Origin of the sequence: Nocardiopsis sp. LDBS0036, assembly GCF_041228755.1 — a bacterium.
Classification (GTDB): Bacteria; Actinomycetota; Actinomycetes; order Streptosporangiales; family Streptosporangiaceae; genus Nocardiopsis; species Nocardiopsis dassonvillei.
In genome coordinates this window covers 2463467-2488702 of the sequence record NZ_CP141103.1, presented here as the reverse complement: position 1 = coordinate 2488702, position 25236 = coordinate 2463467, and the positions used below count along the sequence as shown (strand labels likewise).

General features: G+C 72.0%; 22 protein-coding genes, 2 tRNA genes and 1 pseudogene. 15 read left to right on the top strand and 10 right to left on the bottom strand.

What is annotated here, in order from left to right:
- Positions 1-91: 91 nt before the first annotated feature.
- A complete protein-coding gene (locus tag UIS43_RS10435) occupies positions 92-1711 on the bottom strand; it encodes a glycoside hydrolase family 13 protein (protein ID WP_370013040.1) in 1620 nt (539 codons plus the stop codon).
- Positions 1712-1730: 19 nt separating this feature from the next.
- Positions 1731-2750, bottom strand: coding sequence for a LacI family DNA-binding transcriptional regulator (locus tag UIS43_RS10430; RefSeq protein ID WP_071622522.1), 1020 nt, complete (start codon positions 2748-2750; stop codon positions 1731-1733).
- Between the two features lie 223 nt (positions 2751-2973).
- On the opposite strand from UIS43_RS10430, the gene UIS43_RS10425 reads away from it, so the two are divergent.
- Genes UIS43_RS10425 through UIS43_RS10415 form a run of 3 tightly spaced genes read left to right on the top strand, consistent with a single transcriptional unit; the run spans position 2974 to position 6085 of the window.
- Complete coding sequence (locus UIS43_RS10425; RefSeq protein WP_013154368.1) at positions 2974-4284, top strand: ABC transporter substrate-binding protein; 1311 nt, start codon at positions 2974-2976, stop codon at positions 4282-4284.
- A 56-nt stretch (positions 4285-4340) separates the two neighbouring features.
- Entirely contained in the window at positions 4341-5189 is an 849-nt protein-coding gene (locus UIS43_RS10420) for a carbohydrate ABC transporter permease (RefSeq protein ID WP_019609619.1), read from the top strand.
- Positions 5186-6085, top strand: coding sequence for a carbohydrate ABC transporter permease (locus UIS43_RS10415; protein ID WP_013154366.1), 900 nt, complete (start codon positions 5186-5188; stop codon positions 6083-6085). Before UIS43_RS10420 ends, UIS43_RS10415 begins: the two co-directional genes overlap by 4 nt.
- Before the next feature lie 71 nt (positions 6086-6156).
- Here the strand turns inward: UIS43_RS10415 and UIS43_RS10410 are convergent, their stop codons facing one another.
- On the bottom strand, positions 6157-7320 hold the full coding sequence (locus UIS43_RS10410; protein ID WP_370013038.1) for an alpha-hydroxy-acid oxidizing protein: 1164 nt from the start codon (positions 7318-7320) through the stop codon (positions 6157-6159).
- Positions 7321-7479: 159 nt separating this feature from the next.
- Entirely contained in the window at positions 7480-9258 is a 1779-nt protein-coding gene (locus UIS43_RS10405) for an ABC transporter ATP-binding protein (protein WP_370013243.1), read from the bottom strand.
- A 138-nt stretch (positions 9259-9396) separates the two neighbouring features.
- Between UIS43_RS10405 and UIS43_RS10400 the strand changes: the two genes are divergently transcribed.
- On the top strand, positions 9397-9996 hold the full coding sequence (locus tag UIS43_RS10400) for a TetR/AcrR family transcriptional regulator (RefSeq protein ID WP_370013036.1): 600 nt from the start codon (positions 9397-9399) through the stop codon (positions 9994-9996).
- A gap of 66 nt (positions 9997-10062) precedes the next feature.
- Here UIS43_RS10400 and UIS43_RS10395 read toward each other — a convergent pair whose 3' ends face one another.
- Positions 10063-10356 (bottom strand): co-chaperone GroES, encoded by a 294-nt coding sequence (locus tag UIS43_RS10395; RefSeq protein ID WP_017568462.1) that lies wholly within the window; start codon positions 10354-10356, stop codon positions 10063-10065.
- Between the two features lie 154 nt (positions 10357-10510).
- Between UIS43_RS10395 and UIS43_RS10390 the strand changes: the two genes are divergently transcribed.
- Positions 10511-10583, top strand: a tRNA-Ala gene (locus UIS43_RS10390).
- 491 nt (positions 10584-11074) lie between these two features.
- Here UIS43_RS10390 and UIS43_RS10385 read toward each other — a convergent pair.
- Positions 11075-11287, bottom strand: a complete 213-nt coding sequence (locus UIS43_RS10385; RefSeq protein WP_013154361.1) for a hypothetical protein — start codon at positions 11285-11287, stop codon at positions 11075-11077.
- 157 nt (positions 11288-11444) lie between these two features.
- Between UIS43_RS10385 and UIS43_RS10380 the strand changes: the two genes are divergently transcribed.
- The 4 genes and pseudogenes from UIS43_RS10380 (at position 11445) to UIS43_RS10365 (ending at position 14804) form a co-directional block, all read left to right on the top strand.
- Positions 11445-11517, top strand: a tRNA-Ala gene (locus UIS43_RS10380).
- Between the two features lie 296 nt (positions 11518-11813).
- A complete protein-coding gene (locus UIS43_RS10375; RefSeq protein ID WP_013154360.1) occupies positions 11814-12161 on the top strand; it encodes a helix-turn-helix transcriptional regulator in 348 nt (115 codons plus the stop codon).
- Positions 12158-12630: pseudogene (locus UIS43_RS10370) on the top strand (SRPBCC family protein). The gene UIS43_RS10375 and the pseudogene UIS43_RS10370 overlap by 4 nt, the downstream one beginning before the upstream one ends.
- Positions 12631-12719: 89 nt before the next feature.
- Complete coding sequence (locus UIS43_RS10365; RefSeq protein ID WP_370013034.1) at positions 12720-14804, top strand: ATP-dependent DNA helicase; 2085 nt, start codon at positions 12720-12722, stop codon at positions 14802-14804.
- Between the two features lie 36 nt (positions 14805-14840).
- Here UIS43_RS10365 and UIS43_RS10360 read toward each other — a convergent pair whose 3' ends face one another.
- The gene (locus tag UIS43_RS10360) at positions 14841-15368 is read right to left on the bottom strand and encodes a DUF6315 family protein (RefSeq protein ID WP_013154357.1); all 528 of its coding nucleotides are present in this window, start codon (positions 15366-15368) and stop codon (positions 14841-14843) included.
- 183 nt (positions 15369-15551) lie between these two features.
- The gene (locus UIS43_RS10355) at positions 15552-15899 is read right to left on the bottom strand and encodes a hypothetical protein (protein ID WP_013154356.1); all 348 of its coding nucleotides are present in this window, start codon (positions 15897-15899) and stop codon (positions 15552-15554) included.
- Positions 15900-16126: 227 nt separating this feature from the next.
- Between UIS43_RS10355 and UIS43_RS10350 the strand changes: the two genes are divergently transcribed.
- The gene (locus UIS43_RS10350; protein ID WP_370013033.1) at positions 16127-17644 is read left to right on the top strand and encodes a hypothetical protein; all 1518 of its coding nucleotides are present in this window, start codon (positions 16127-16129) and stop codon (positions 17642-17644) included.
- Positions 17645-17806: 162 nt separating this feature from the next.
- Here UIS43_RS10350 and UIS43_RS10345 read toward each other — a convergent pair whose 3' ends face one another.
- Positions 17807-18592: a glutamate racemase gene (locus UIS43_RS10345; RefSeq protein WP_013154354.1), complete on the bottom strand. Its 786-nt coding sequence runs from the start codon at positions 18590-18592 to the stop codon at positions 17807-17809.
- Between the two features lie 253 nt (positions 18593-18845).
- Here UIS43_RS10345 and UIS43_RS10340 point away from each other — a divergent pair, with 253 nt between their 5' ends.
- The 5 genes from UIS43_RS10340 (at position 18846) to UIS43_RS10320 (ending at position 24868) form a co-directional block, all read left to right on the top strand.
- Positions 18846-20291, top strand: coding sequence for an FAD-binding protein (locus UIS43_RS10340; RefSeq protein ID WP_013154353.1), 1446 nt, complete (start codon positions 18846-18848; stop codon positions 20289-20291).
- 68 nt (positions 20292-20359) lie between these two features.
- Positions 20360-21646, top strand: a complete 1287-nt coding sequence (locus UIS43_RS10335; RefSeq protein WP_013154352.1) for a cyclopropane-fatty-acyl-phospholipid synthase family protein — start codon at positions 20360-20362, stop codon at positions 21644-21646.
- Between the two features lie 240 nt (positions 21647-21886).
- A complete protein-coding gene (locus UIS43_RS10330) occupies positions 21887-22372 on the top strand; it encodes a hypothetical protein (RefSeq protein WP_013154351.1) in 486 nt (161 codons plus the stop codon).
- A 194-nt stretch (positions 22373-22566) separates the two neighbouring features.
- Positions 22567-23850, top strand: coding sequence for a sugar ABC transporter substrate-binding protein (locus tag UIS43_RS10325; protein ID WP_013154350.1), 1284 nt, complete (start codon positions 22567-22569; stop codon positions 23848-23850).
- 112 nt (positions 23851-23962) lie between these two features.
- Positions 23963-24868, top strand: a complete 906-nt coding sequence (locus UIS43_RS10320; protein WP_049800380.1) for a carbohydrate ABC transporter permease — start codon at positions 23963-23965, stop codon at positions 24866-24868.
- Between the two features lie 23 nt (positions 24869-24891).
- On the opposite strand, the gene UIS43_RS10315 is transcribed toward UIS43_RS10320, so the two are convergent.
- Positions 24892-25191: a hypothetical protein gene (locus UIS43_RS10315; RefSeq protein WP_013154348.1), complete on the bottom strand. Its 300-nt coding sequence runs from the start codon at positions 25189-25191 to the stop codon at positions 24892-24894.
- Positions 25192-25236: the final 45 nt, after the last annotated feature.

The window sequence follows — 25236 nt, the reverse complement described above, 5'->3', positions numbered from 1 at the left end:
TTCGCCCGGAGGTGCCCCCTGTGGTCGGGACCGCGGTGATCGGCGGGGACGTCCTCCCGCGAGGCGGGGCTTCGCCCCGGGAGCACGCCGGTCAGCGGCGCAGCCACACCGCCGCGTTTCCCGGGAGCCGCCCGTCCAGCTCCGCGCTGGCCACCAGCACCCGGCCCGGCGGCAGCTCCACCGCCTCCTCGCCCGTGTTGACCAGCACCAGCACGTCCCCACCCCGCCAGTAGGCCAGCACCGGCCCCCGGTTCAGCGTGTCGTCCCAGCTCAGAGTCTCGTCCGAGGAGAACTCCCGGCGGTGTGCCAGAGCCCGGCGGTACAGGGAGAGCACGGACCCGGGGTCGTCGTTCTGGGCCCGCACCGACCACCGGCCCCATCCTCGGGGCTGGGGCAGCCACGGGGTGTCCCCGCCGAACCCGTACGACGCTCCTTCCCGTGTCCACGGCAGCGGCACCCGGCACCCGTCCCGCCCCTTGTCGGTGTGCCCGCTGCGCACCCACCGCGGGTCCTCCAGCGCCCGCGCGGGCAGGTCCGCCACCTCCGGCAGCCCCAGCTCCTCGCCCTGGTACACGTACGCCGACCCCGGCAGCGACAGCTCCAGCAGTGCCAGCGCCCGTGCCCGCCGCGTGCCCAGCTCCAGGTCCGGCTCCGGGTCGCGCCCGTCGGAGAGCAGCCACGCCTTCTGGTCGGTGCCCGGGGGCAGCCCCAGCACCGACACCGGCCGCACCACGTCGTGGTTGCCGATCACCCACGTGGGCACCGTGCCGACCTGCCCGGCGTCGGCGATCGAGGAGTCGATCACGCCGCGGTAGGCGTCGGCGTCCCACGAGGTCCTCAGGAAGTCGAAGTTGAACGCCTGGTCCAGCTCGTCCGGGCGCGTGTACAGCACCCGCCGCTCACCGGGCAGCCACACCTCGCCCACCGTGGCCCGGGGCGGGTCGAACTCCGCCAGCACCCGCCGCCAGTCCCGGTACACCTCGTGCACCTCGGGCCGGTCCAGGAACGGGTGGTCCGGGTTGGCCGCGATGTCCTCGAACCGGCCGCCCTCCACCAGCACCAGGTCGCGCAACGGCTCCCGCAGGTCCTTGACCAGCGCGTACGCCACGTCGATCCGGAACCCGTCCACCCCGCGCCCGCTCCAGAACCGCAGGATGCCGCGGAACTCCTCGCGCACCCGCGGGTCGTCCCAGTTCAGGTCCGGCTGCTCGGGCGCGAACATGTGCAGGTACCACTGCCCGTCCGCCACGCGGGTCCACGCCGGACCGCCGAACGTCGAACGCCAGTTGGTCGGCGGCAGCTCGCCGTCCGAGCCCCGCCCGTCGCGGAAGACGTACAGCTCCCGCTCGGGCGACCCGGGGCCGGCCTCCAGCGCCTCCCGGAACCACGGGTGCTCCTCGGAGGTGTGGTTGGGCACGATGTCGACCATCACCCGCAGACCCAGCGCGTGCGCGGCGGCCACCATCGCGTCGAAGTCCTCCAGGGTGCCCAGGCGCGGGTCCACGTCCCGGAAGTCGGCCACGTCGTACCCGCCGTCCACCCACGGCGAGGCGTAGAACGGCGACAGCCAGATCCCGTCCGCGCCCAGGTCGGCGACGTGGCCCAGGCGCGCGGTGATCCCCGCGATGTCGCCGGTCCCGTCCCCGTCGGCGTCGGCGAAGCTGCGCGGGTAGACCTGGTACAGGACCGCGTCGCGCCACCACTGCTGCATGCTGGTTCCTCCGGATCGGTCAGGAGAACAGGCCGCGCGTGCTCCGGGGCGCGGCGGTGGACTGCCTCAGGATGAGCTGGGTGGGCATCTCCACCTGGAGGCGCGTGGCCGTCCCGCCGAGGATGCCCACGGTGAGCCGACCCGCGGTCAGCCCGGTGTCGTAGGGGGCCTGGTCGACGGTGGTCAGGTCCATCACCGCCGCGGTGTCGTGGTTGTCGAAGCCCATGAGGGAGATCGACTCCGGCACGCGCACGCCCGAGCGGCGCAGCGTGCGGTACGCGCCCAGAGCGAGGTCGTCGAACTCGGCCAGCACGGCCGTGGGCGGGTCGTGGTCCGACAAGAGCTCGCCCATGGCCAGCTCACCGCCCGTGTGCCCGGTGGCCTTGGCCACGCTCCGCGGCGTCAGCCCCGCCTCCGCCATGGCCGCTCCGTACCCCTCCAGCCGGTGCCGCGAGCTGGCGCTGGACCAGGCCTCGGACCGTGAGGCGATGTAGGCCACGCGCGTGTGCCCCAGGTTGAGCAGGTGCCGGGTGGCCCCCGCGGCGCCTGCCCGGTCGTCGATGTACACGCTGGCCCGATCGGGTGCCCTCTGCCCGACCAGCACCACGGGCACGCCCACGTCATCGAGCCGGTGGCACTCCTCCTCGGACAGGTCCATGGACACGGTGACCACGGCGTCGGTGTTGCGCCGCAGCGGCAGCGCCCGCGTCCAGCCCTCCCTGGCCCGCGTCTCGCCGACCTGGTAGACGAGCATGTCCAGGTCCGCCTCGCGAAGAGCGTCGCTGACCCCCGCCAGGACCATCCCGAAGAACCACGGCTGGAGGAAGGGCACGACCACCGCGACCCGCCCGGTGCGGCCGGTGACCAGGCCCGAGGCGTTGCGCGAGACCACGTAGGCCAGCTCGTCCGCGGCCCGCTGGACGCGCTGGCGCACCTCCGGGGCGACCCCGGGGGCCCCGCGCAGCACACGGGAGACCGTCGAGAGGGAGACCCCCGCTCGATGGGCGACGTCCCGCATGCTCGCGGGTTGGCTGGCCATGCCGTCCACGGTAGGAGCGCGACCCCGGTTATGGCAACGTTTTCACGAGGGCATTCGGACGGCGTGCCTTTCCTTTCCGTGCATGACGTATATCGAAACGCGTTCACTGTTGACTAGATCACACAGTCGATGGCATCGTTTGCGCACGACCACGGGGGGATGTCCCAGCACACACTCGACGCCGCGCGCCCGGAGACCCGTCCGGCGCGGTAAGGAGAGAGCCATGCCAGTGCATTCACACCAGAAGGGGTACACAGTGCGCGCATGCGCTGCCGGGCTCGCCGCACTGAGCCTCACCCTGGCCACCGCGTGCGGCGAACCCCCAGGGGAGGAGACCGCGGGGGAGGGCGGCGAGACCGCGGGCCTGGCCGAGGACCCGGCGTTCGTCTGGGCGGTCACCGGGGCCGACCGCGCGATCCACGAGGAGGTCGCGCGCCTGTGGAACGAGAACAACCCCGACCAGCAGGTCGACATCTTCTTCCTGGCCCCCACCGCCGACGAGCAGCGCCAGGCCATGTTCCAGGACCTCCAGAACCAGGCGGGGGAGTTCGACGTCCTGGGCCTGGACGTCATCTGGACCGGTGAGTTCGCCGAGTACGGCTACGTCGAGAGCCTGGAGGACCTGCGCGGCGAGGTCGAGGGCGTCAGCCTGGAGGGCGCCGTCGACAGCTCCCAGTGGCAGCAGGAGCTGTTCGCGCTGCCCTACTCCTCCAACGGCGCGTTCCTCTACTACCGCACCGACCTCGTCGAGGAGCCCCCCACGACCTGGGAGGAGCTCTACGACACCGGCATGGCGGCCGCCGAGGAGGAGGGCATCTCCGCCTACGTCGGCCAGGGCGACCAGTACGAGGGCTTCGTCGTCAACTTCCTGGAGCTGTACTGGTCCGCAGGCGGCCAGCTGTTCGACGACGCCCAGGAGCAGAGCACCTTCCTGGAGGGCGACGCCGCCACCACGGCCCTGGACTTCATGACCGAGGCCTACGAGAGCGGGTTCTACGCCGACGGCTTCGACACCATGGTCGAGGACGACGCGCGCGCCCTGTTCCAGGCGGGCGAGGCCGTCTACATGCGCAACTGGCCCTACGCCATCCCGCTCCTGGCGGGCGAGGGCGACGAGGAGAGCGCGGTCGCGGACGACTTCGCGGTCGCCCCGCTGCCCACCTTCACCGGTGAGGGCACCACCAGCGCGCTGGGCGGTCTCAACAACGCGGTCAGCACGCTGAGCGACAGCAAGGAGCTGGCCCGCGAGTTCGTCCTGTGGGCGGCCACCGACCCCGAGGCGCAGGACATCCTGCTCCAGAACAGCCTGCCGCCGACCATGGCGAGCGCCTACGAGAACACCGACGACCCCGACTTCCAGATGCTCGGCGACATCCTCGCCCAGGCCCAGGCCCGCCCGCCGGTGCCCGGCTACAACTCGCTGTCCCTGGCCGTGCAGGACAACCTGCACCCGGCCTTCCGGGGCCAGGAGGAGTCCGGCACGGCCCTGGAGGCGGTGGACCAGGCGGCCAACGACGCGCTCGAACAAGAGTAGGTCACATGGCGACGACCCAGAGAGTCCGCGTGAGCAGGGGCCTGGGTGAGCGTGCGATGGGGCGGATCTTCCTCGCCCCGTCGTTCGCCTTCATGGCCGTGATCGCGCTCTTCCCGGTCTTCTACGCGATCGGGATGAGCCTCTACGAGATCCGGGGGTTCCGCCAGGAGTTCACCGGCGTCGACAACTACGTCCGCGTCCTGACCGACTCCGGCTTCTTCAACGCCGTCTGGAACACCCTGGTGTTCACGGTCGCGTCGGTGTCGCTGGAGTTCCTCGTCGGGATGGCCTTCGCGCTGATCATGCACCAGGCCTTCCTCGGCCGGGGCCTGACCCGCGCGGTCATCCTGATCCCGTGGGTCATCCCGACCGCCGTGGCCGCGCAGGTGTGGCGGTTCATGTTCGACCCCAACCCGGGCTTCGTGAACGCCGTCCTCGGCACGGACATCAACTGGCTGCGCGACCCGTTCTGGTCGATGGTCGGCATCATCAGCGCCGACGTGTGGAAGACCGCGCCGTTCGTGGCCCTGCTGCTGCTCGCGGGCCTCCAGACCATCCCGAAGGACTACTACGAGGCGGCCAGGGTGGACGGGGCCAACGCGCTCCAGCGCTTCTGGAACATCACCCTGCCGCTGCTGCGCCCGTCGATCGTCGTGGCCCTGCTGTTCCGCACGGTGGACGCCCTGCGCATGTTCGACTTCGCGTACGTGTTCACCGGCTACTCGAACTCGCTGGCCACCCTGTCGGTCTACGCGCAGCGCTACCTGGTCCGGGACCCGGACCTGGGCTACGCCAACGCGTTGTCCACGGTCACGTTCGTCATCGTCATGCTCGTCGGCCTGGCCTTCATCAGCCGGATGGGCCGCCACATGATCGGTGAGGCGCCGCGGAAGGAGAAGCGATGACGGCCGAGACGGTGAGGCCGAGCGGTCCGGTGCACAAGCCGCGCCGACGCGTCCACCCGGCGGTGGGCAACACCCTCAAGCTGCTCGGGCTGGCCGTGGTGCTGCTGTGGTGCCTGTTCCCGTTCCTGTGGATGGGCATGACCAGCCTGCGGACGGGATCGGCGGCGATCACCGATCCGAACATCTTCCAGGGGCCCTTCGACTTCAGCAACTACCGGGAGATCTTCAACCAGGGCTTCCAGTTCGCGCTGCGCAACTCGCTGATCGTGGCGACGGTGACCACGCTGATCTGCATCCCGGTGGCCTCGCTGGCGGGCTACGCCCTGGCCCGGCTGCCGCTGGCGGGCAAGTTCGCGATCCTGGCCGCCACCCTGGTCGCGACCCTGTTCCCGCCGGTGGCGCTGGTCAACCCGCTCTACCAGATGTACCTGCAGCTCAACGAGTGGACCGGGATCAACCTGCTCAACTCCTTCGCGGGCATGATCATCCCGTACGTGGCGCTGACCCTGCCGCTGGCCGTCTTCATCCTCACCACGTTCTTCGCGGGCATCCCCAAGGAGATCGAGGAGTCGGCGAAGGTGGACGGGGCCACCCCGTTCCAGGCCTTCCTGCGCGTGGTGGCGCCGCTGGCGGCGCCGGGCGTGGGAGCGGCGGCCATCCTGACCTTCGTGTACGCCACCAACGAGTTCCTGCTGGCCTTCTCCTTCGCCCCGAACGACCTGAACGTGCAGACGGTCCCGGTCTTTGTGGCGACCTTCCAGCGGGTCGGCTACGAGAACCCGATCGGGCAGATCATGGCCGCGTCGGTCCTGGTGTCGGTCCCGCTGATCATCTTCGCCCTGGTCCTGCAACGCAGGATCGTGGCGGGCCTGACCTCCGGAGCCGTCAAGGGCTGACAGCGCGACCGGAAGGAAGCGGACCGGTCCCGGCGGCGCGCGGCGTCTCCGGGACCGGCTCCGTGTCCGCGTCAGCGGCGCACGACGTCGCTCCCGTCCAGGTCCTTCGCGTCCTTGCCCATCAGCTCGGCGGTGATCTGCAACTCGGCCAGCGTCGCGCGCAGCACGTGCTCCACACCCGCGGCGCCGCCCACGGCCAGCCCGTACACCCACGGCCGCCCCAGCAGCACCGCCTCGGCCCCCAGCGCCATCGCCACGGCCACGTCGGCGCCCGAGCGCACACCCGAGTCGAACAGCACCGCGGCGCGGTCGCCGACCGCGTCCACCACCTCGGGCAGGGCGTCCAGCGCCGCCACGGCGTTGTCGACCTGCCGGCCGCCGTGGTTGCTGACCACGATCCCGTCCACGCCCGCCGCCACCAGGTCGGCGGCCTCGTCCCCGCGCACGATGCCCTTGACCAGCACCGGCAGGTCCGTCCACCGGCGGATGCGGGCGATGTTGTCGGTGCTCAGGGACCTGCTGGCGAACGCGCCCAGGAAGTGGAACACCGCCTCGGTGAACACCCCGCCCGGCTCCGGGTCGGCCTTGAGCCGGGACTGGAACTCCGGGTCGCTGAAGTAGTTCGCCGTGCCCTGGCTGCGCAGGAACGGCAGGTGGCCCAGCGCCAGGTCGCGGGGCCGCCATCCCAGCCGCTTGGTGTCGGCGGTGACGACGACCGCCTCCGCCCCCGCGGCCGTCGCCCGCCGCACGAACGACTCGGCCAGCGCGTCGTCGCCGGGCCAGTACAACTGGTACCACCAGGAGTCGACCGCCTCGGCGACCCGCTCCATCGGGGTGGAGGCGGCCGTGGACAGCACCATCGGCACGCCCACGGCGTTGGCGGCCTCGGCCACGGCGAGCTCCGCCTCCTCGTGCACCTGCTCCAGGACCCCGATCGGCGCGGTCAGCAGCGGCGCGGCGTACTCCCTGCCGAACAGGGTGACCCCCAGCCCCCCCGCCCCCTCGGCCCCCGGCCGCAGGCTGCGCGGGCGCAGCGCGTAGCGGGCGAACGCGTCCACGTTGGCGCGGGCGGTGCGCTCCCGTCCCGCACCGCCCTCCACGTAGCCGAACGGACCCGGCTCCATGGCCCTCTCCGCCAGGTCGCGCAGGTCCTCGTGGTGGTAGGGCAGCCCGGGCAGGATGCCGTTGGTCGCGTCGGCGTAGACGCCGTCCTGGTACTGGGCGAAGTCGGTCATGGTTCCCTCGCTGGCGCCGCGGCGCCGGGTACGGGCACCGCGGGGCACGGCGCACGGGACGGAGAAGAGGACGGACCGGGCCGCGGGGAGGCGTGCCCCCGCGGCCGCGGCCGTCGAACCGCTCGCGCCCACCGGTTCTGGCCGGATGCTACCGCGCGCTCACGTGACCGGCGTCACCCGGTCCGCCTCGGCCCGGTCACCGCCCGGGTCCGGAGCCCCGGACTCGGCGATGTGCAGTGCCGTGACCAGCTCCCGGTACAGGTCGTCCCGGTCCATCAGCTCCCGGTGCGTGCCCCTGGCCCGCACCCGTCCGTCCTCCATCAGCACGATGGTGTCGGCGTGGATCACGGTGGACAGCCGGTGCGCGATGGTCACCACGGCCGCCCGCGCGGCGTGGGCGCGCACGCTCTCGGTGATGGCGGCCTCGGTGATCGCGTCCACCTGCGAGGTGGCCTCGTCCAGCAGCAGCACGTCCGGCGAGCGCAGCAGGGCGCGGGCCAGGGCGATGCGCTGGCGCTGGCCCCCGGAGAAGGACGTGGCGTCCAGCGGGGTGTCCAGCCCCTCCTCCAGGGCGTCGATCTTGTCGGCCAGCCGCACCTGGCCCAGGACCCGGCGCACCTCCTCCTCGGTGGCGTCGGGGTGGTTGAACAGCAGGTTCTCCCGGATGGTGCCGGGGACGACCGGGGTGTCCTGCTCGACGTAGGCGAAGCGGCCGCGCACCTGCCCGGGAGTGAGCTCCCGGTAGGGGGTCCCGTCCAGGAACAGCTGCCCCTCCTCGGGTTCGAGGAAGCGCAGCAGCAGCGAGAACACGGTGGTCTTGCCCGCGCCGGAGGGCCCCACGATCGCGGTGTGCCCGCGCCGGGGGACGGCCAGGTCCACGCCGTCCAGCGCGGACTCGGCGCCGGGCGCGTACCGCGCGGTGACCCCGCGCAGTTCCAGCAGCGCGCCCGAACGGTCCCCGTCCGGGGAGGGGACCGGCGCGTCCGTGTCCGCCGCCTCGGAGGAGGGTTCGAGCGGAATGGCCTCCACCTCGCGGATGCGCTTGGCCGCGGCCACGCCCGACTGGAGGGTGGTGACGCTCTGGGACAGCTCCATGACCGGGGTCATCAGGGTGAACGCGTAGAGCAGGAAGGCGATGAGGGTGGAGACCTCGATCGCGCCCGAGGACACCCGCAGCGCGCCCACGCCCAGGATGGAGATGATGGCGAGCTGGATCCCGCTGAACGCGATCGTCCAGGCGACCGCCTCGCGCCGCACCGAGCGCACGCCGTGCCGCGCGGACTCCCGCGCGTGTTCGAGGATCTGGCCGCTCAGGCGCTCCTCGGCCCGGCTGACCTTGACCGTGCGGACCGCGCGCAGCGCGCCGTCGAGCATGCCGCCCATCAGGCCCAGGGAGTTCTGCGCCCTCTCCTGCGCCTTGGCCAGGGCGGGCATCAGCGTCAGGAACAGGACGGTGACCACGAGCACCGCGACGAAGGTGACCGTGAGCAGGAACAGGTCCAGCACGCCCATCATGACCAGCGTTCCCACCAGCAGCACGCCGCCGTTGATGAGGCTGATGACGCTGCTGGAGGCGGCCTCGCGCAGCAGGACCGTGTCGGAGGTCGCCCGGGTGACGAGCTCGCCGGAGGAGCGGCGCGACAGCGGGATGAGCGCTGCGCGGAAGTAGCGGCGCACCAGCGAGGTGCGCGCGTCGAGCACCACCTTCTCGGCGACGGTGCCCAGGAGGATCCAGTGCCACAGGCCGGACACCGTGCCCAGCACGAACAGGCCCAGCAGCAGGGCGATCGGCACGAGCAGGCCGCCCCCGCCGGAGACGGTGTCCAGGACCAGCTTGATCACCATCGGGTTGGCGAGTTCGAGCGCCGAGCCGAACAGGGCCAGCACCAGGCCCAGCGCCAGCTTGTTCCGGTGCGGGCGCACGAACGACCACAGCACCCGGAGCTGGGCGAACCGGGGTTCGGGCGCACCCGGTTTCGAGCCGGTGTCTACTTTCGATGGATCAGTCATGTTTCAAAGTAGGTCATAGGTGACCGATTATTGTCAACCAATTACCGATAAGCCTAGGATGAGGGCATGGTGAAGAGCGCTCCCTCAGACGAAGAGACGAGGACCCGCGCCCGGACCCGGCGCGCGATCCTCGAAGCGGCGGTGAAGGTGCTCGGGGAGAACTCCTCGGCCCCCCTGTCCCAGGTGGCCAGAACCGCGGGTGTGGCGCGCAGCACGCTCCAGCGCTACTTCGCCGAACGCGCCGACCTGGTGTGCGCCCTCGGCGAGTACGCCGACGAGCTCATCAACGAGGCCACCGAACGGGCGCGCACCACCGAGGGCACCGGTCTGGAGGCCTTCCGGCGCCTCGTGCCCGAGTACTTCGGACTCCAGAAGGTGATCATGCTGGCCTTCGGGTCCGACGACTCCTGGGACGAGGTGCTGGAGGAGGAGTGCGGGGAGGCGGACCGGGCCCTGTTCGCCCTGGTCGAGCGCGGCCACGCCGACGGCAGCATCGACCCCAGGATCACCCCGATATGGGCGCAGCAGCTCCTGTGGTCGGGGCTCTACGCGGCCTGGGCCTACGTGAGCGTCAGCCGCACGCCCGCCTACGAGGCCCTCAACCTGTGCGTGCACTCGCTGGTCAAGGCCATCGCGAACCCCAACCGCGACGGCACGGGCGACTGACCCGGGGCGGCGCGAGGACGGGCGCCCGCCCCGGGCGGCGCGTCGGGGAACCCGCGGGGGAGAGGACTACAGGTACAGGCCGGTGCCGCGCTCGGGGGCCTCGTTGGCCACGGCGTGCACGTCGCGCTCGCGCAGGATCACGTAGCGCTCGCCGTTCAGCTCGACCTCGCCCTGTTCCTCGGGATCGAAGAGCACCCGGTCCCCGGTCTTGACGTGACGGGCACTGGTCCCGGCGCCGACGACCTCCCCCCACGCGAGCCTGGTCGCCAGCTTGACCGTGTCCGGGATGACCAGGCCGGCGCTGCTGCGCCGCTCGGTCCTGTCCGGGACCGACTTCACCAGCAGGCGGTCGTGGAGCATCTGGATCTCAAGCTTTGATTCGGGCACCACTCCAGGGTATTCGGCGCGGAAACCGGCCACCGCACGTCCACCCGAGTGCCCCGAGGTCGCAACCCACTCCCAACCTCCGGTACAGTAATTCCATCGCCGAGCGGGGGAACCGCCCGGCATACAAGGGGCTATGGCGCAGTTGGTAGCGCGCCTCCATGGCATGGAGGAGGTCTGGGGTTCGAATCCCCATAGCTCCACGTTGCGCGGGCTGCTGCTCGCCGGTCGTCGACCGGCTCGCCGCAGCCCGCGGTGCTTTCCGGGGGGAGAGCCCCCGAACCCCCCCGAGGTACCCCCCTGTGGTCGGGGTCGCGGGAATCGGCGGGCGGGTGGAGTGCTCTCCCGCAACGTGGGGCTTCGCCTCCGAACCCCTGCGGTTGAGGCCGCGTTCCCTTCTCTCCGAGACGCTCCTCCTGCGGTTGCGGTTGCGGTGGGTGCGCCCGGGTTCCGTGTTCGAGCCGCGCCGTCAGCACCGGTGGAACGTCCGCTTCCCGGGGCGGGATCGGCGACCTCCTGCGCGCCGCCGGGGCGTCGAGGGTGGAGGCCGCCGCCCTGGGCTGGGGTTTCGGCCCGTTCGGGACCGTGACCGTCGCACATGCGTGAACTCGCCGCACCCGTCCGGCCGTGCGCGGACGCCGCTGCTCCTCCTCTCACGCGCCGCGCGGGCCCGGGACCGCGGACTGGAAGGCGATCAGGAAGCTGGAGGAGGACTGAGCCGTTCGTCCACGAAGGCGCGCAGGGCCGGGTCGTCGGAGACCAGGCGTTCCACCTCCTCGCCCCCGTCGCACCGGCACAGGGCCACCGTCACCTCGGAGGCGGTCCGCCCCACCACCCGCCACACGGCGCCGTGGTCCTCCCAGCGGAGCAGGGTGTCGACCGGGTTCTGTCGTGGTCTGTCGCTCATGTCCTCTCATGTGCCCCTTCCGGGGGCGGTCGAAGAGGGTTCCGGGGTGCGTGTCCCGGCTGCTCCGGAGCGCGGGGTGTGTGGGGCGGCCGACACCGCGGCTGGTCATCCCACCCCCGCGCGTCCGATAGACTCGAACCGTTGCCGAACGGCACACGGGGCTATGGCGCAGTTGGTAGCGCGCCTCCATGGCATGGAGGAGGTCTGGGGTTCGAATCCCCATAGCTCCACGGACGAAGGGCGACCCTGCTCGCGCGTGAACGCGCTCGCCGGGTCGCCCTTGGTGCTTTCCGGGGGGAGGCCCCCGAACCCCCCCCGGGGTGCCCCCTGTGGTCGGGGCCGTGGTGGTCGGCGGGGTGGGCGGGGCGCTCTCCCGTGACGTGATGCTTCGCCTCTGGGCCCCTGCGACCGGGGGCGCGGTCGGCCTTCTTCTGTTTGATCGAAGTGGTCCCTCACCCTTGACCCGTAGTGTGCTGTGGCTCATAATCAACGTATTGGTTGATTAACAGGAAAGTTGAATACGCAGATGGCGACCGACCCGTTGAGTCTCACGTTCGCCGCACTGGCCGACCCGACCCGTCGGGCGCTGTTGGCGAGGCTCGCCGAGGGCGAGGCCACCGTCAACGAGCTGGCGGAACCGTTTCCCATCAGCCTTCAAGCGGTCTCCCGACACCTGAAGGTGCTGGAGCGGGCGGGTCTGGTCAGCCGGGGCCGCGACGCGCAGTGGCGCCCCTGCCGACTGGAGACCGCCCCCCTGGAGGAGGCGACGGGGTGGATCGAGCGCTACCACCGCCAGTGGGAGGACCGCTTCGACCGGCTCGACGCGGAGATCCGCCGGATCCAGCAGGCACAGACCACAGGAGGACAGTCATGAGCGACCTCACGGTGATCGCCGAGCCCGGACGGCACGACATCGTCGTCACGCGCAGCTTCGACGCGCCCCGCGACGTGGTGTTCAGGGCCATGACCGATGCCGAGCACCTCGCCCGCTGGTGGGGCTCAAGGAGAACGAGACCGTCATCGACCACGCGGACCTGCGCCGGGGCGGTTCCTGGAGGTTCGTCGAGCGCGCCCCCGACGGCCAGGAGTACGCCTTCCACGGCGTGGTCCACGACGTCGTCGCGCCCGAGCGCTTCGTGCAGACCTTCGAGTTCGAGGGCATGCCCGGGCACGTGTGCCTGGAGACCACCACCCTGGAGGAGGGGGACGGCCGCACCCTCTACACGTCGACCACGGTGTTCCAGAGCGTCGAGGACCGCGACGGCATGGTCGAGTCCGGCATGGAGTACGGCCTGAAGCAGTCCATGGACGCCCTGGACGAGCTGCTGGCCACGATGGGCTGAAGCGCCTCCGGGAAGGATCGGCCGGGCCCCGGCCGATCCTGCCTGTGGACAACGTCCGCCCTGTCCTCCACGGCCGGTACTGTCGATCCGTGGCAGATCTCCCCGACGTTCCCACCCTGCTCGACGCGGCTGTCGCCGCCCTGGGCGGCAGCCGCCGCGAGGGCCAGGCGACCATGGCCGGTGCCGTGGCCGAGGCGGTCGACAAGCGCGAACACCTGGTGGTCCAGGCCGGTACCGGCACCGGAAAGTCCCTGGCCTACCTGGTGCCCGCGATCAGACACGCCATGGCCAAGGAGAGCACGGTGGTGGTCTCCACCGCCACCATCGCCCTGCAGAACCAGCTCATCGAGCGCGACCTGCCGCGCCTGGCCAAGGCCCTCACGCCGATGCTGCCCCGCGAGCCCACGTTCGCCGTGCTCAAGGGCCGCCGCAACTACCTGTGCCGCAACCGGCTCCAGACCGCTGGCGAGGAGGCCGAGGACACCGAGCTGTTCGACCCGCGCCAGCTCTCCTCGCTGGGCCGGCAGGTGGCACGCCTGCACGAGTGGGCCGAGGACACCGTCACCGGCGACCGCGACGAACTCGTGCCCGGCGTCAGCGACCTGGCCTGGCGCCAGGTGTCGGTGGCCGCCAACGAGTGCATGGGCGCCCGCATCTGCCCCTTCGGCCAGGAGTGCTTCGCCGAGTTCGCCCGCGAGGCCACCCAGGGCGTGGACGTGGTGGTCACCAACCACGCCATGCTCTCCATCGACATGTCGCAGGGCTACCACATCCTGCCCGAGCACAACACGATCATGATCGACGAGGCGCACGAACTCGTCGACCGCGCCACCTCCGTGGCCACCGGCGTCCTGGGCGAGCGCACCGTCAACGCCGCGGCCAAGCGCGCCGCCCGCCTGGTCGAACCCGGGATCAGCGAACGCCTGACCGAGTGCGCCGACGGCCTCGCCCTGATGTTCACCGAGTCGCCCGACGGACGCCTGGACCACATCGACGACGCCCTGGCCAACGCGGTCGCCGCCACCCGCGACACCGCCTCGGCCTGCGTCACCGCCATCGGCCCCTCACCCGGGGAGCTGGACCCGGACGGCGCCAGCGACCGCCGCCTGGCCCTGGCCGCGCTCGGCGAGGTGCACGACACCGCCGTGCGCGTCCTGGAGTCCTTCGAACCCGCCCTGCGCGACCGCACCGAGGTCGTCTGGCTGACCAAGACCCCCGGACGCCAACCCGCGCTCCACGTCGCCCCGCTCGGCGTGGGCGGACTGCTGCGCGAGAAGCTCTTCGGCGACCGCACCGTGGTGCTGACCTCCGCCACCCTCACCCTGGGCGGCTCCTTCGCCTCGCTGGCCAACCAGTGGGGCCTGGGCCGCGAGGTGGCCCAGGAGGCCGCCGAGCGCGCCGCCGCGGGCCGCGGCCCGGAACCGGCCGAACCCCGGGACGAGGACGGTCCCGACGACGAGGACGGCCCGCACCGCGCGGCCGGGGAGCCCCGCTGGCGCGCGCTGGACGTCGGCTCGCCCTTCGAGCACGCCCGCAGGGGCATCCTCTACGTGGCCACCCACCTGCCGCCGCCCGGCCGCGACGGCCTCGCGCCCGCCTACTTGGACGAGATCAGCGAACTCATCGAGGCCGCCGACGGCCGCGCGCTGGGCCTGTTCTCCTCCATGCGCGCCGCCCAGCAGGCCGCAGAGGAACTCCGCGAGCGCCTGGACCAGCCGATCCTGTGCCAGGGGGAGGACTCCACCGGGCAGCTGGTGCGCCGCTTCGCCGAGGAGGAGCGGTCCTGCCTGTTCGGCACCCTGTCGCTGTGGCAGGGCGTGGACGTGCCCGGACCCTCGCTGTCCCTGGTGATCGTGGACCGCATCCCCTTCCCCCGGCCCGACGACCCGCTGGCCTCCGCGCGCCAGCGCGCGGTCGCCGCGCACGGGGGCAACGGCTTCCTGTCGGTGGCCGCCACCCATGCCGCCCTGCTGCTCGCCCAGGGCACCGGGCGCCTGCTGCGCTCCACCGAGGACCGGGGGGTCATCGCCGTCCTGGACCCGCGCCTGGCCACGGCCCGCTACGGCGGCTTCCTGCGCGCCTCCCTGCCGCCCTACTGGGGGACCACCGATCCGGCGGTGGCCAGGTCCGCGCTGCGCCGCCTCGCGGGCCAGCCCGAACCCGCCGCCGGGTAGGGCGCCGGGGCCGGGCCGCGCGAGCGCGGTCCGGCCTCAGCCGCGCGTGCGGTAGCCGAACAGCCGGACCGCGTATGCGGGGGACCCGTCGTCCTCCGCCTCCTGGATGAACCAGCGGTCGTCGTGTTCGCCCACCAGGAGTTCGTTCCACATCATGTCGATGAGCTTGAGCCGGGAGACCACGGACGCCTCGGGGTCCAGCACGATCGAGTAGGCGCGGTCGGTCAGCCGCTGGGTCACCATGCCCACGGACTGGCCGTCCCAGATCGCCGGGACGGGGGCGTGCCCGACCTCGACCCCGCACAGCCGCAGCTGCTCCACCTCCTCGTCGAGGGCCTCGGCCGCCAGGGCGCCGTCCAACCGCAGGGCGTCCTCCAGTTCGTCGCGGTCCTCGTCGGCGCGCATGTAGGCGTGGTAGGTGCGGTAGCCGCAGGTGCGGCACTTGCGCCAGACGACGCAGCGGGCCAGTCCGTAGGCGGACTGCGCCTCGCCCACACTCTGGTAGTCGCTCACCTCGCGAATCGTGCCGCAGTCGCAGCACAGGGCCGTGAGATCCTGCTTCATCAGAGTCCCCCCTCCGAGGCGAGTATGCGACGGATGAAGCCCGTTAGGGAACCCGTTCGGCGAGGAAGTCACGGCAAGGACTCGTCATCAATGCCCAAAATGACCCGGTCGCGGGTTTCGGACCATCCCCAACAGCGTGTCGGTGTGGCGAGTCTTACGCTCGCCCGGTACGCCCGCGCACCCTCACTCGTCCAGTGACAGGCCGCGCTTGTTGCGTGCGCTCCAGTCGCGCATCCGCTGCGGGTAGCCGACGATCTGCACGTCGTAGGCCGGGACCGCCAGGTCCCTGGCCACCTTGCGGATCACGTCGGGCGAACCGCACCGGCGGCGGATCCACTCGCCGTCCGTCGCGACCGCGACCGCCGTGGCCCGCGTGGCGAAGGTCTCCGGTTCGACGAAGAACTCCACACCCACCCGGCTCTTGGCGAACTCGATCAGCGCCTTGATGTCCGAATCCTCGGATTCCCGGTCGAAACGGGCCTTGCCCTTGCGGTTGGCCTTGCGGAGTCCGAAACGGTCTCGCCATCCCATCGGCGCTCATGTCCCCTTGGTGCGGCTCGGTGCGGCTCGGCGCGGCTGGATGCTCGGGACCTCGCGAAGGCCCCCGCCGGGCGCCACGGCCCCCGAGTCTAGCGGTCCGGGACGGCCCCGACAGGACGCCTATCCCCGTACTCCGCGGCTTTGCGCGTTTTCCGGACAGCCCTGTCACCGCGCTGCTACGTTCTGTTCTCACGTGGTGCTTACAGGGGGTGCAGACCATGCCGATGTGGACGTGGGCGGGGGAGACCGCACGACGACTCCGGGCGGTCGGGCAGACGGAGCTGGCCGAGGCGGTCGCGAGCCTGCCCGTGCTCTGCGAGGCCGGGGACCCGGTACGTGTGGAGGCCGTGGCCCGCTCGGCGCTGCGCACCGCGCGCCGACTGGTCGCCGAGGCGGGCGCGACCGAGGCCGCGGTCCCGGGGGTCTTCGGCCCGCCGACCCTGTTCTTCCTGGCGCACTGGCCCCTGGCCGTGCGCGTGGGGGCCCTGGCCGAGGGCGGGCGCGCGCTCGCCCAGGTGAGCGCGGCGGCCGACGACGAACCCGAGCCCCTGGTCCACGGCCCGCTGCCGGTGTCCCTGCTGGAGACCCTGGTGCGCTGCCACGCCAACATCGACGCCCGCGGCACCACCGGACAGCGCCGCGAACTGCTCTCGACCCGGCGCCTGGCCGGTTGGGAGCGCACCCCCGCCTGGCCCTCCTTCACCCTCGCCCGGGTGAACCTGCTCATCGACGAGGACATGGCCGACCGGGCCGAGAACGAGCTGCGGCGCTACGAGCACACCGCCACCGGCCCGGCCATGCTCGGTGCCGACGGGGTGTTCACCCTCGTCAGAGCCCTGCGCCACCAGGACGAGCACGCCCAGGCGCTGGAGGTGCTGGACCGTATGGAGGCGGAGCTGGTCCTGGACGAGGCCAACCCGCGCCGGGCCGCCCTGCACCGGCGCATCCGCTTCGAGCGCGCGCGGCTGCTGTCCTGGCTGGTCCGCCTGGGCCACTGCCCGCCCCAGGAGGCCATCGTCCCCCTGCCCACCGTGGAGGAGGCCGAGGCGTACCCGAGTCTGCGGCCCGCGTGGGTGGAGGCGGTGGAGAACCTGGTGTGCCAGGGCGCGGTGCGCAACGACTGGCGGCTGGGAGTGCGGGTGACCACCTGGTCGCGCTACTTCGAGCGGGTGGGGGCGCCGCGCCGCGGAGCCGAGCTCGCCCTGTCCGCCGCCCGCCTGGCCTCGGTCCGCGGCGCCCGCTGGGTGGCCACCTGCTCCGCACAGAGGGCGGAGCGGCTCATCGGGGAGCTGGGGAGCACCGAGGAGATCCTGGGCGACCTGGCCGAGGCGCGCGCCATGATCGCGATGATGCCCCCGGCCCGGCCGCTGGCCCCGGCCGAGGACGTGCTGGACTTCCTGCGGGCGCAGCCCGTGGAGGAGGTCGACCCCGAGCAGCAGGCCGAACAGGTCAACGCCGCCCTGGAGAGGATGCCGCACGACACCCCGCTGCTGACCGCGCTCGGCCAGGTCGGCCGGACCCTGATGCTCTCGGACGCGGCCACCGAGCCCCAGTGGCGCCACGTGCGCGAGCAGCCGGGGGACCAACGCGCGGCGCTGTCCCTGCTGGAGACCCTTCTGCACGACAACGACACCGTCGGGGTGCGCACCCTCGTGAGCACCCTCGCCGCCGGCGCGCTGGACGGTCCGGTGCGGGCCGGCGCCCCAGGGCAGGGGACCCTGGCGCCCCACCCCTGACGGGTGGGTCGCGGACGCCCCGACAGGGAACGCCCTGGCCCGGTCGCGGCGCTCAGCCCGTCGGCGGGGGGAGCATCCTCACGCGGTCGCGATGCCCGGCCCGTCAGCACGAGGGCGCTCTCGGACGGTCACGGCGTCCGGCCCGTCAGCGGGGGAGCGCCTTCACACGGTCGCCGCGCCCACCCCGGACGCCAGGGAGCGCCCCGCGGGGTAGGACAGCGCGGCGGCGGGCAGCCGGGAGGGACGGCCGCTGGCCAGCACGCGTACCCTGCCCGGCGCGGTGCCCACGGGCCTCTCGCCGATCCGGCGCAGGGCCTGCGCGGCCACCGCCCCGGCGGCGGTGAACAGCTCCGCCCGCCCGCCCAGGGCCGCGGAGATCTGCGCGCCCACCAGGTCGTAGTGCGTGCACCCGAGCACCACGCCGTGCACGTCGCCGGGGGTCAGCTCGGCGGCGTAGGCCACCGCGTCGTCGATCAGCCGCGGGTCGGCCGACTCCACCGCCTCGGCCAGCCCCGCGCAGGCCACCGCGGTCACCTCCACGCCGCGGGCGAAGGTCTCGACGAGCTGCCGTTGGTAGCCGCTGCGCGTGGTCGCGGCGGTGGACCACACCGCGATCGGCCCTCCGGCCGCCGCCGCGGGCTTGATGGCGGGAACCGTCCCGATCACCGGGACGTCCGGCTCGAACTCGGCGCGCAGTTCGGCCAGCCCGTGCACCGACGCGGTGTTGCACGGCACCACCACGGCGTCCAGCGCCGCGTCCCCGGCGGCCTCCTGGGCGGCCCGGGCCCCGGCCAGGGCGCGCGCGACGATCTCGTCCGGGGTACGCGGACCCCAGGGCATGTGGTCCGGGTCCATCGACAGGAACAGGTCGGCGTCCGGCCGTGCCACACGCAGGGCCGCCGCGGTCGAGAGCATGCCGATACCGGAGTCAACGAGAGCGATACGCACGAATCCCGATCCTACGACCACCTCCGCACCGCACCGGCGGGGCACCGCCCGGCGGCGTCGGATCCGCCCGCGGCACCCGTGTCCCGGACGCGACCGCAGGCAGGACGACTAGGGGCAAGACACGGAACAAATGGGGTGGCACAAAGCCGTTACCGGTAGGTAGAACTGAGTGGATCGGCCGTCCCAGCCGCCTGGCGGCCATGGCCGATCCGGCACGCGAGTGCGTGTCGCCGACACCGGAACGGGAACTGGGATGACTCCTCAACAGCAGGGCACGGGCAGCGCCACCTCCACGCGGACGGGGCTCGCCGAGCACATAGCGGCGGTCCACAAGCTGCGCCGCGACTACCGGGCCCTGCCCAAGGAGGCACCGGTGCGCCTGGCCAAGCCCACATCCAACCTCTTCCGGTTCCGCGAGCCCACCGGCGCCCCGGCCCTGGACGTGTCCGCCTTCACCGGCGTCATCTCCGTCGACCCCGTGGAACGCCTCGCCGACGTCGGCGGCATGACCACCTACGAGGACCTCGTCGCCGCCACCCTGCCGCACGGCCTCATGCCGACGGTCGTCCCCCAGCTGCGCACCATCACCCTCGGCGGCGCCGTCACCGGCATGGGCATCGAGTCCTCCTCCTTCCGCAGCGGCCTGCCGCACGAGGCCGTCCGGGAGATGGAGATCCTCACCGGAGGCGGCGACGTGGTCACCGCCACCAGGGACAACGAGTACAGCGACCTCTTCCACGGCTTCCCCAACTCCTACGGGACCCTGGGCTACAGCCTGCGCCTGCGCGTCGAACTCGAACCGGTCTCCCCGTACGTGCACCTGCGCCACGTGCGCTTCCACAAGGCCGCCGAGGCCATGGACGCCCTCGCCCTGGTCTGCGCCGACCGTGAGTACGAGGGCCAGCCGGTCGACTTCGTGGACGGGGTCGCCTTCGGCCCCGACGAGCTGTACCTGACCCTGGCCCGCTTCACCGACGAGGCCCCCTGGACCAGCGACTACACCGGCCAGGAGGTCTACTACCGGTCCATCCAGCACTACGCGGGCAGCGGCCCCGGCGACTACCTCACCATCGCCGACTACCTGTGGCGCTGGGACACGGACTGGTTCTGGTGCTCCCGGGCCTTCGGCACCCAGCACCCGCTGGTGCGCGCACTGTGGCCGCGCTCCCTCAAGCGCTCCGACGTCTACCGCAGGCTGGTCGCCTGGGACCGGCGCACCGACTTCTCCCGCCTCCTCAACCACTACCGGGGGCGGCGGCCCAAGGAGCCCCTCATCCAGGACATCGAGGTGGGCGTCGAACGCGGCGCCGAGTTCCTCGACACCTACCACGCCGAGATCGGCATGACCCCCGTGTGGATGTGCCCCCTCCGGCTCCGCGAGCCCCGCCGCCCCGGCCAGGGCGGGGGCGAGCACGTGTGGCCGCTCTACCCGCTCGACCACGACCGCCTCTACGTGAACTTCGGCTTCTGGGGCCTGGTCGACATGAAGCCGGGGCAGCGCCGGGCCCACCACAACCGCCTGGTGGAGGAGACGGTCGCCGAGCTGGGCGGTCACAAGTCCCTGTACTCGGACTCCTTCTACGAGGAGGAGGAGTTCTGGCGCCTGTACAACGGCACCGCCTACGCCGGGCTCAAGGAGGCCTACGACCCCGAGGGCCGGCTGCTCGACCTGTACGCCAAGTGCGTACGCAACCGCTGACGGCACGAGACCACGGGACGCGACCCGAGGGGACGTCACCGCGTCCGGTATGAGGGAAGGACAGAGCAATGCGGCTCGCTGAGATCTTCGAACGCGTCGTCGGACCCGACGCGCCCATCCGGTTCACCGCCTACGACGGCAGCAGCGCGGGGGACCCCGGCAGCGACGTGGCCCTGCACGTGCGGACCCCGGTCGCGGTGAACTACCTGGCGCAGTCCCCCAACGCCGTCGGCCTGGCCCGGGCCTACGTCTCAGGCCACCTGGTGCTGGAGGGGGACATGTACACCGCCCTCAGACGCATGGCGGACTTCGTCTTCGCCGACGGGTTCGGGGTCTCGGTGCGCGACGCGGTCGAGATCGCGCGGTCGGTGGGCTGGGTCAAGTTCGTCAACCGGGTCGCCCCGCCGCCGCAGGAGATGCGCCAGGGCCGCCTCAGCGGACTGGGCTGGCGCCACTCCAAGCAGCGCGACGCCGAGGTCATCCACCACCACTACGACGTCTCCAACGCCTTCTACGAGATGGTCCTGGGTCCGTCGATGACCTACACCTGCGCCGTCTTCGACGACGAGGACGGGGCCCGGGACCGGGTCGGCCGCTTCGACGGAGCCCTGGAGAGCGCCCAGTTCCGCAAGTACGAACTCATCTCGCGCAAGCTCGGCCTGGAGCCGGGCATGCGCCTGCTCGACGTGGGCTGCGGCTGGGGCGGCATGGTCATGCACGCCGCCCGCGAGCACGGGGTCCGTGCGCTCGGCGTCACCCTGTCCAAGGAGCAGGCCGAGTGGGCGGCCAAGAGGATCGCCCAGGAGGGACTGTCCGGGCTGGCCGAGGTCCGCCACATGGACTACCGCGACGTCCCGGACGGCAGCTACGACCGGATCAGCTCCATCGGCCTGACCGAGCACGTGGGGGCGGACAACCTGGCCTCCTACTTCGCCTCGCTCAACGACAAGCTCGTGCCCGGGGGACGCCTGCTCAACCACTGCATCACCCGGCCGCGCAACGACCTGCCGTCCCTGAACCGCAGGGGCGTCATCAACCGCTACGTCTTCCCCGACGGGGAGCTGGAGGGCCCCGGCCGGATCCAGACCGCCATGAACGACGCCGGGTTCGAGATCCGCCACCAGGAGAACCTGCGCGAGCACTACGCCCTGACCCTGCGGCACTGGGGCGCCAACCTGGACCGCAACTGGGACGAGGCGGTCGCCGAGGTCGGCGCGGGCACCGCCCGGGTCTGGCGGCTCTACATGGCCGGGTGCGTGCTCGGCTTCGAACGCGACGTGGTGCAGCTGCACCAGATCCTGGGCGTCAAGCTGGACGGCACCGAGGCGCACGTGCCGCTGCGCCCCTGGTTCTGACCTGCCGCCCCACCCGCCGCCGCGGACCACCGCACGGGGCGCCGCCCGCGCGGGCGCGTCGAAGGTCCTCCCCCCTCCTTGTTCGCCGGGGGAGGACCTTCGGCCTGTCAGGGGTCGGCCGGGTCCGCTTCGCGGCATTATGGACCCGGGGCGTGTCCGGCGGACGCACACCCCGCCGCGAGACCGGCGGGACCCAGCCCGGCACACCCCGGCCGCACACCCACCAGAAGGGACCACGACGTGTCCTCATCCTCCGACGGCAGCACCGACGGGACCACGCCCGCGCCCGACGCGCCCGACCACGTCAAGCGGACCGCGATCGACCTGATCGAGGCCTACGCCGACCGCAACCGGCAGGAGCTCGACGAGGTCGTCCCGCGCGCCGCCGACGACGTCGAGGCCGTCACGTCCGAGCTCAAGGTCATCGCCGCCTTCCTCGGCCGCCGCGTGCAGCAGACCGGCGTGGTGTGGAAGCCCGCCGACTCCCGCGAGGCCGTCGCCCGCATGGTCGCCGAGATGCTCCCGCCCGAGCTGGAGTTCGCCGTCTCCACCGCGTGGGAGGCCCACTCGGTCGGTGAGGAGGAGGCCGCGGAGCGCTTCACCCGGGGCGACCCCATGGTCTACGTGCACATGCTCGCCGCCTTCGGCGCGGCCATCGGCCTGGCCGTGTACAAGCGCGCCGAACTCCTGTCCACCCTGCGCCAGGTCACCGGACTGTCCGAGTAAGGGCGCACAGCAAGGGACAAACGGGACGAAAGGGACTCGTGCGACACGCCGTACCGGCCGCGACACTCCGGATATGTCCAGCCTCCTAACGGCTCAGACACAAAAGGTAGTGGTTTACTTCACTCGACGCGGTTCTTTACGTAGGTTTCCTACCAACCCTGAGGGGACCCTCGAAAGGAACGGGAGGCGTGCCGATGGCCCGCAGAAGAACCCACAAGTACGTTCCGCTCCCCGCCGCCGCCGCGGCGCTGGTCCTGGCCGCGACGGCGTGCGGGAGCGGAGGAGGCGGGGCCTCCGGCTCCGACGGCCTCCTGGTCTGGATCATGCAGGGCACCAACCCCGACGAGACGGGGTTCTTCGAGGCGGCCAACGCCGCGTTCACCGAGGAGACCGGCATCGAGGTGGACGTCGAGTTCGTGCCGTGGCAGGACGCCCAGAACAAGATCTCCACCGCCATCGCGGGCGGCACCATGCCCGACGTCGCCGAGCTCGGCAACACCTTCACCCCCGGTTTCGCCGACGCCGGAGCCCTGCACGACCTGTCCGGCTACGACATCGACACCTCCCAGTACATCCCCGGCCTGATGGAGATGGGCCAGCTCGACGACGGTGTCTACGGCGTGCCCTGGTACGCCTCCATCCGCTCCGTCGTCTACCGCACCGACGTCTTCGAGGAGCACGGCCTGGAGGTCCCCGAGAACTGGGAGGAGCTGCGCGAGACCGCCCTGGCCCTGTCCGAGGCCGAGGAGGACATGATCGCCTTCCCCGTGCCCGGAGACGCCCAGTACTCGGTCATGCCGTGGATCTGGGGCGGCGGCGGGGAGATCGCGGTCGAGCAGCCCGACGGCACCTGGGTCTCGGAGATCGACAGCGAGGAGGCCCGTGCCGGGATCGGGTTCTTCACCGGCCTGGCCCTGGAGGACAACACCTCCACCACCGGCGCCGTCAACTGGAACGAGATCGCCGTCATGGAGGCCGTCGCGGAGGAGGAGGCCGCCATGGCCATCCTCGGCAGCGCCAACCCCAAGGCCATCCTGGAGGCCAACCCCGACCTGGAGGGCAGGCTGGGCTCCTTCACCCTGCCCGGCCAGGACGGCGGGTACATGCCCTCCTTCGCGGGCGGCTCGCTGCTGTCGGTCTTCGAGGGCACCGGCCAGGAGGAGGCCGCCTGGCAGTACGTCCAGCACCTGACCGGCGAGGAGTTCGGCATGCGCTGGTCCGAGGAGACCGGCTTCTTCCCGGGCGTGGTCGACCGGGTCGACACCTTCTCCTCCTCCGCCGACCCCATCCTGGAGCCCTTCGCCGTCCAGCTCAACGAGGCCAGCCGGGGCGTGCCCGTCACCCCCGCCTGGACCCAGGTCGAGGCCGAGAAGGTCCTGGTCGGCATGCAGCAGGACATCCTCAACGGCGAGGCCACCGTGGACGAGGCCACCGAGAACGCGGCCGACGAGATCGAGCGCATCCTCAACGGGGGGTAGACACGTGCGAACACCGGTCGGGTTGGGCACCGCCGACAGCGAGCCGGGGCCCGAGGTCCGCAGCTCCGCCGAGCCGTCCTCGCGACGGCCCAGGCCGCGGCGGGCGCCGCTCCTGGGCCACCGCGGCCGCAGGGCGCTCCTGCCCTGGGTGCTGCTCGCCCCCGCGCTGACGGTCATCGGACTGCTGCTGTTGCTCCCGCTCGCCCGGATCGTGTGGCTGTCCTTCCGCGAGTACCAGCTGCGCAACCTCGTCTCGGGCGAGTCCGACTTCGTCGGGCTCGCCAACTACGCCGCCCTGCTCACCGACCCCTACCTGTGGCGGGTCGCCCTGCTCAACACGGTGGTCTTCGCCGTGGTCGCGGTGGTCACCACCATCGTCGTGGGCACGCTGGTGGCGCTGCTGCTGGCCACGCTGCGCCCGGTGCCCCGGATCATCGTGGTCTCCTGCATCATGGTCGCCTGGGCCATGCCCGCGGTCAGCGGAACCTACGTGTGGATCTGGATCTTCGACGTCGACAGCGGCGTCGTCTCCCAGGCCCTGGCCTCCCTGGGCCTGCTGGAGCCCTCCGGGCACAACTGGTTCGCCGACCGGCTGTTCTTCTACGCCATCGTCACGCTCAACGTGGTGCACGGGGGCTTCCCGTTCGTGGCGGTCACGGTCCTGGCCGGACTGCTCACGGTCCCCGCCGAACTGCACGAGGCGGCCCGCATCGACGGCGCGGGCGCCTGGAAGCGCTTCTGGCACGTCACCTTCCCGGTGCTGCGCCCGGTGTTCGCCGTGGTCACCGTGCTCTCCACCATCTGGGACTTCAAGGTGTTCGCGCAGATCTACCTCATGCCCGGCGGCGACGTGGGCGGCTCGGAGATGCTCAACCTCGGCGTGTGGTCCTACGTGCGCTCCTTCGGCCACAACGACTACGGCCTGGGCTCGGCCATCGCCGTGCTGCTCACCCTGCTGCTCCTGGTGATCACCGTGTTCTACCTGCGCGCGCTCTTCCGAGAGGACGAGCTCCGATGAGCGCGTCGGCCCCCGCCGCCCGCTCAGCGGGCGGGACCGTGGAGCCCCGCCACGAGCTTGTCGCGCACGCGGCGCCAGTCGACCGAGGCCAGCGAGCGCCGGTCCAGGTCCTCGCGCACCGCTCCCATGGTCCGCAGGTCGTACTCGCCCAGCGGACGCCCGTCGTCGTTGTCGCGGTTGACCAGGTTCTCGACGTAGGCGTGCAGCAGCCGTCCGCTGGGGTCGCGCAGGGCGTGCCGGACGGCGCGGTCCCGGAAGCGCGCGTCGTGGGGGATCCAGCTGATGACGACCTCGGTGGGGGAGGGTCCGGCAGAATCGCGCACGGTGCTACGCCACCGTCTCCGGCGACCCTGTCGACACGGCCATCA

Coding starts and splice junctions, on each gene's coding strand:
- UIS43_RS10435 (WP_370013040.1), bottom strand. CDS start 1,711: ATGCAGCAGTGGTGGCGCGACGCGGTCCTGTACCAGGTCTACCCGCGC.
- UIS43_RS10430 (WP_071622522.1), bottom strand. CDS start 2,750: ATGGCCAGCCAACCCGCGAGCATGCGGGACGTCGCCCATCGAGCGGGG.
- UIS43_RS10425 (WP_013154368.1), top strand. CDS start 2,974: ATGCCAGTGCATTCACACCAGAAGGGGTACACAGTGCGCGCATGCGCT.
- UIS43_RS10420 (WP_019609619.1), top strand. CDS start 4,341: ATGGGGCGGATCTTCCTCGCCCCGTCGTTCGCCTTCATGGCCGTGATC.
- UIS43_RS10415 (WP_013154366.1), top strand. CDS start 5,186: ATGACGGCCGAGACGGTGAGGCCGAGCGGTCCGGTGCACAAGCCGCGC.
- UIS43_RS10410 (WP_370013038.1), bottom strand. CDS start 7,320: ATGACCGACTTCGCCCAGTACCAGGACGGCGTCTACGCCGACGCGACC.
- UIS43_RS10400 (WP_370013036.1), top strand. CDS start 9,397: ATGGTGAAGAGCGCTCCCTCAGACGAAGAGACGAGGACCCGCGCCCGG.
- UIS43_RS10395 (WP_017568462.1), bottom strand. CDS start 10,356: ATGCTCCACGACCGCCTGCTGGTGAAGTCGGTCCCGGACAGGACCGAG.
- UIS43_RS10385 (WP_013154361.1), bottom strand. CDS start 11,287: ATGAGCGACAGACCACGACAGAACCCGGTCGACACCCTGCTCCGCTGG.
- UIS43_RS10375 (WP_013154360.1), top strand. CDS start 11,814: ATGGCGACCGACCCGTTGAGTCTCACGTTCGCCGCACTGGCCGACCCG.
- UIS43_RS10360 (WP_013154357.1), bottom strand. CDS start 15,368: ATGAAGCAGGATCTCACGGCCCTGTGCTGCGACTGCGGCACGATTCGC.
- UIS43_RS10355 (WP_013154356.1), bottom strand. CDS start 15,899: ATGGGATGGCGAGACCGTTTCGGACTCCGCAAGGCCAACCGCAAGGGC.
- UIS43_RS10350 (WP_370013033.1), top strand. CDS start 16,127: ATGCCGATGTGGACGTGGGCGGGGGAGACCGCACGACGACTCCGGGCG.
- UIS43_RS10340 (WP_013154353.1), top strand. CDS start 18,846: ATGACTCCTCAACAGCAGGGCACGGGCAGCGCCACCTCCACGCGGACG.
- UIS43_RS10335 (WP_013154352.1), top strand. CDS start 20,360: ATGCGGCTCGCTGAGATCTTCGAACGCGTCGTCGGACCCGACGCGCCC.
- UIS43_RS10325 (WP_013154350.1), top strand. CDS start 22,567: ATGGCCCGCAGAAGAACCCACAAGTACGTTCCGCTCCCCGCCGCCGCC.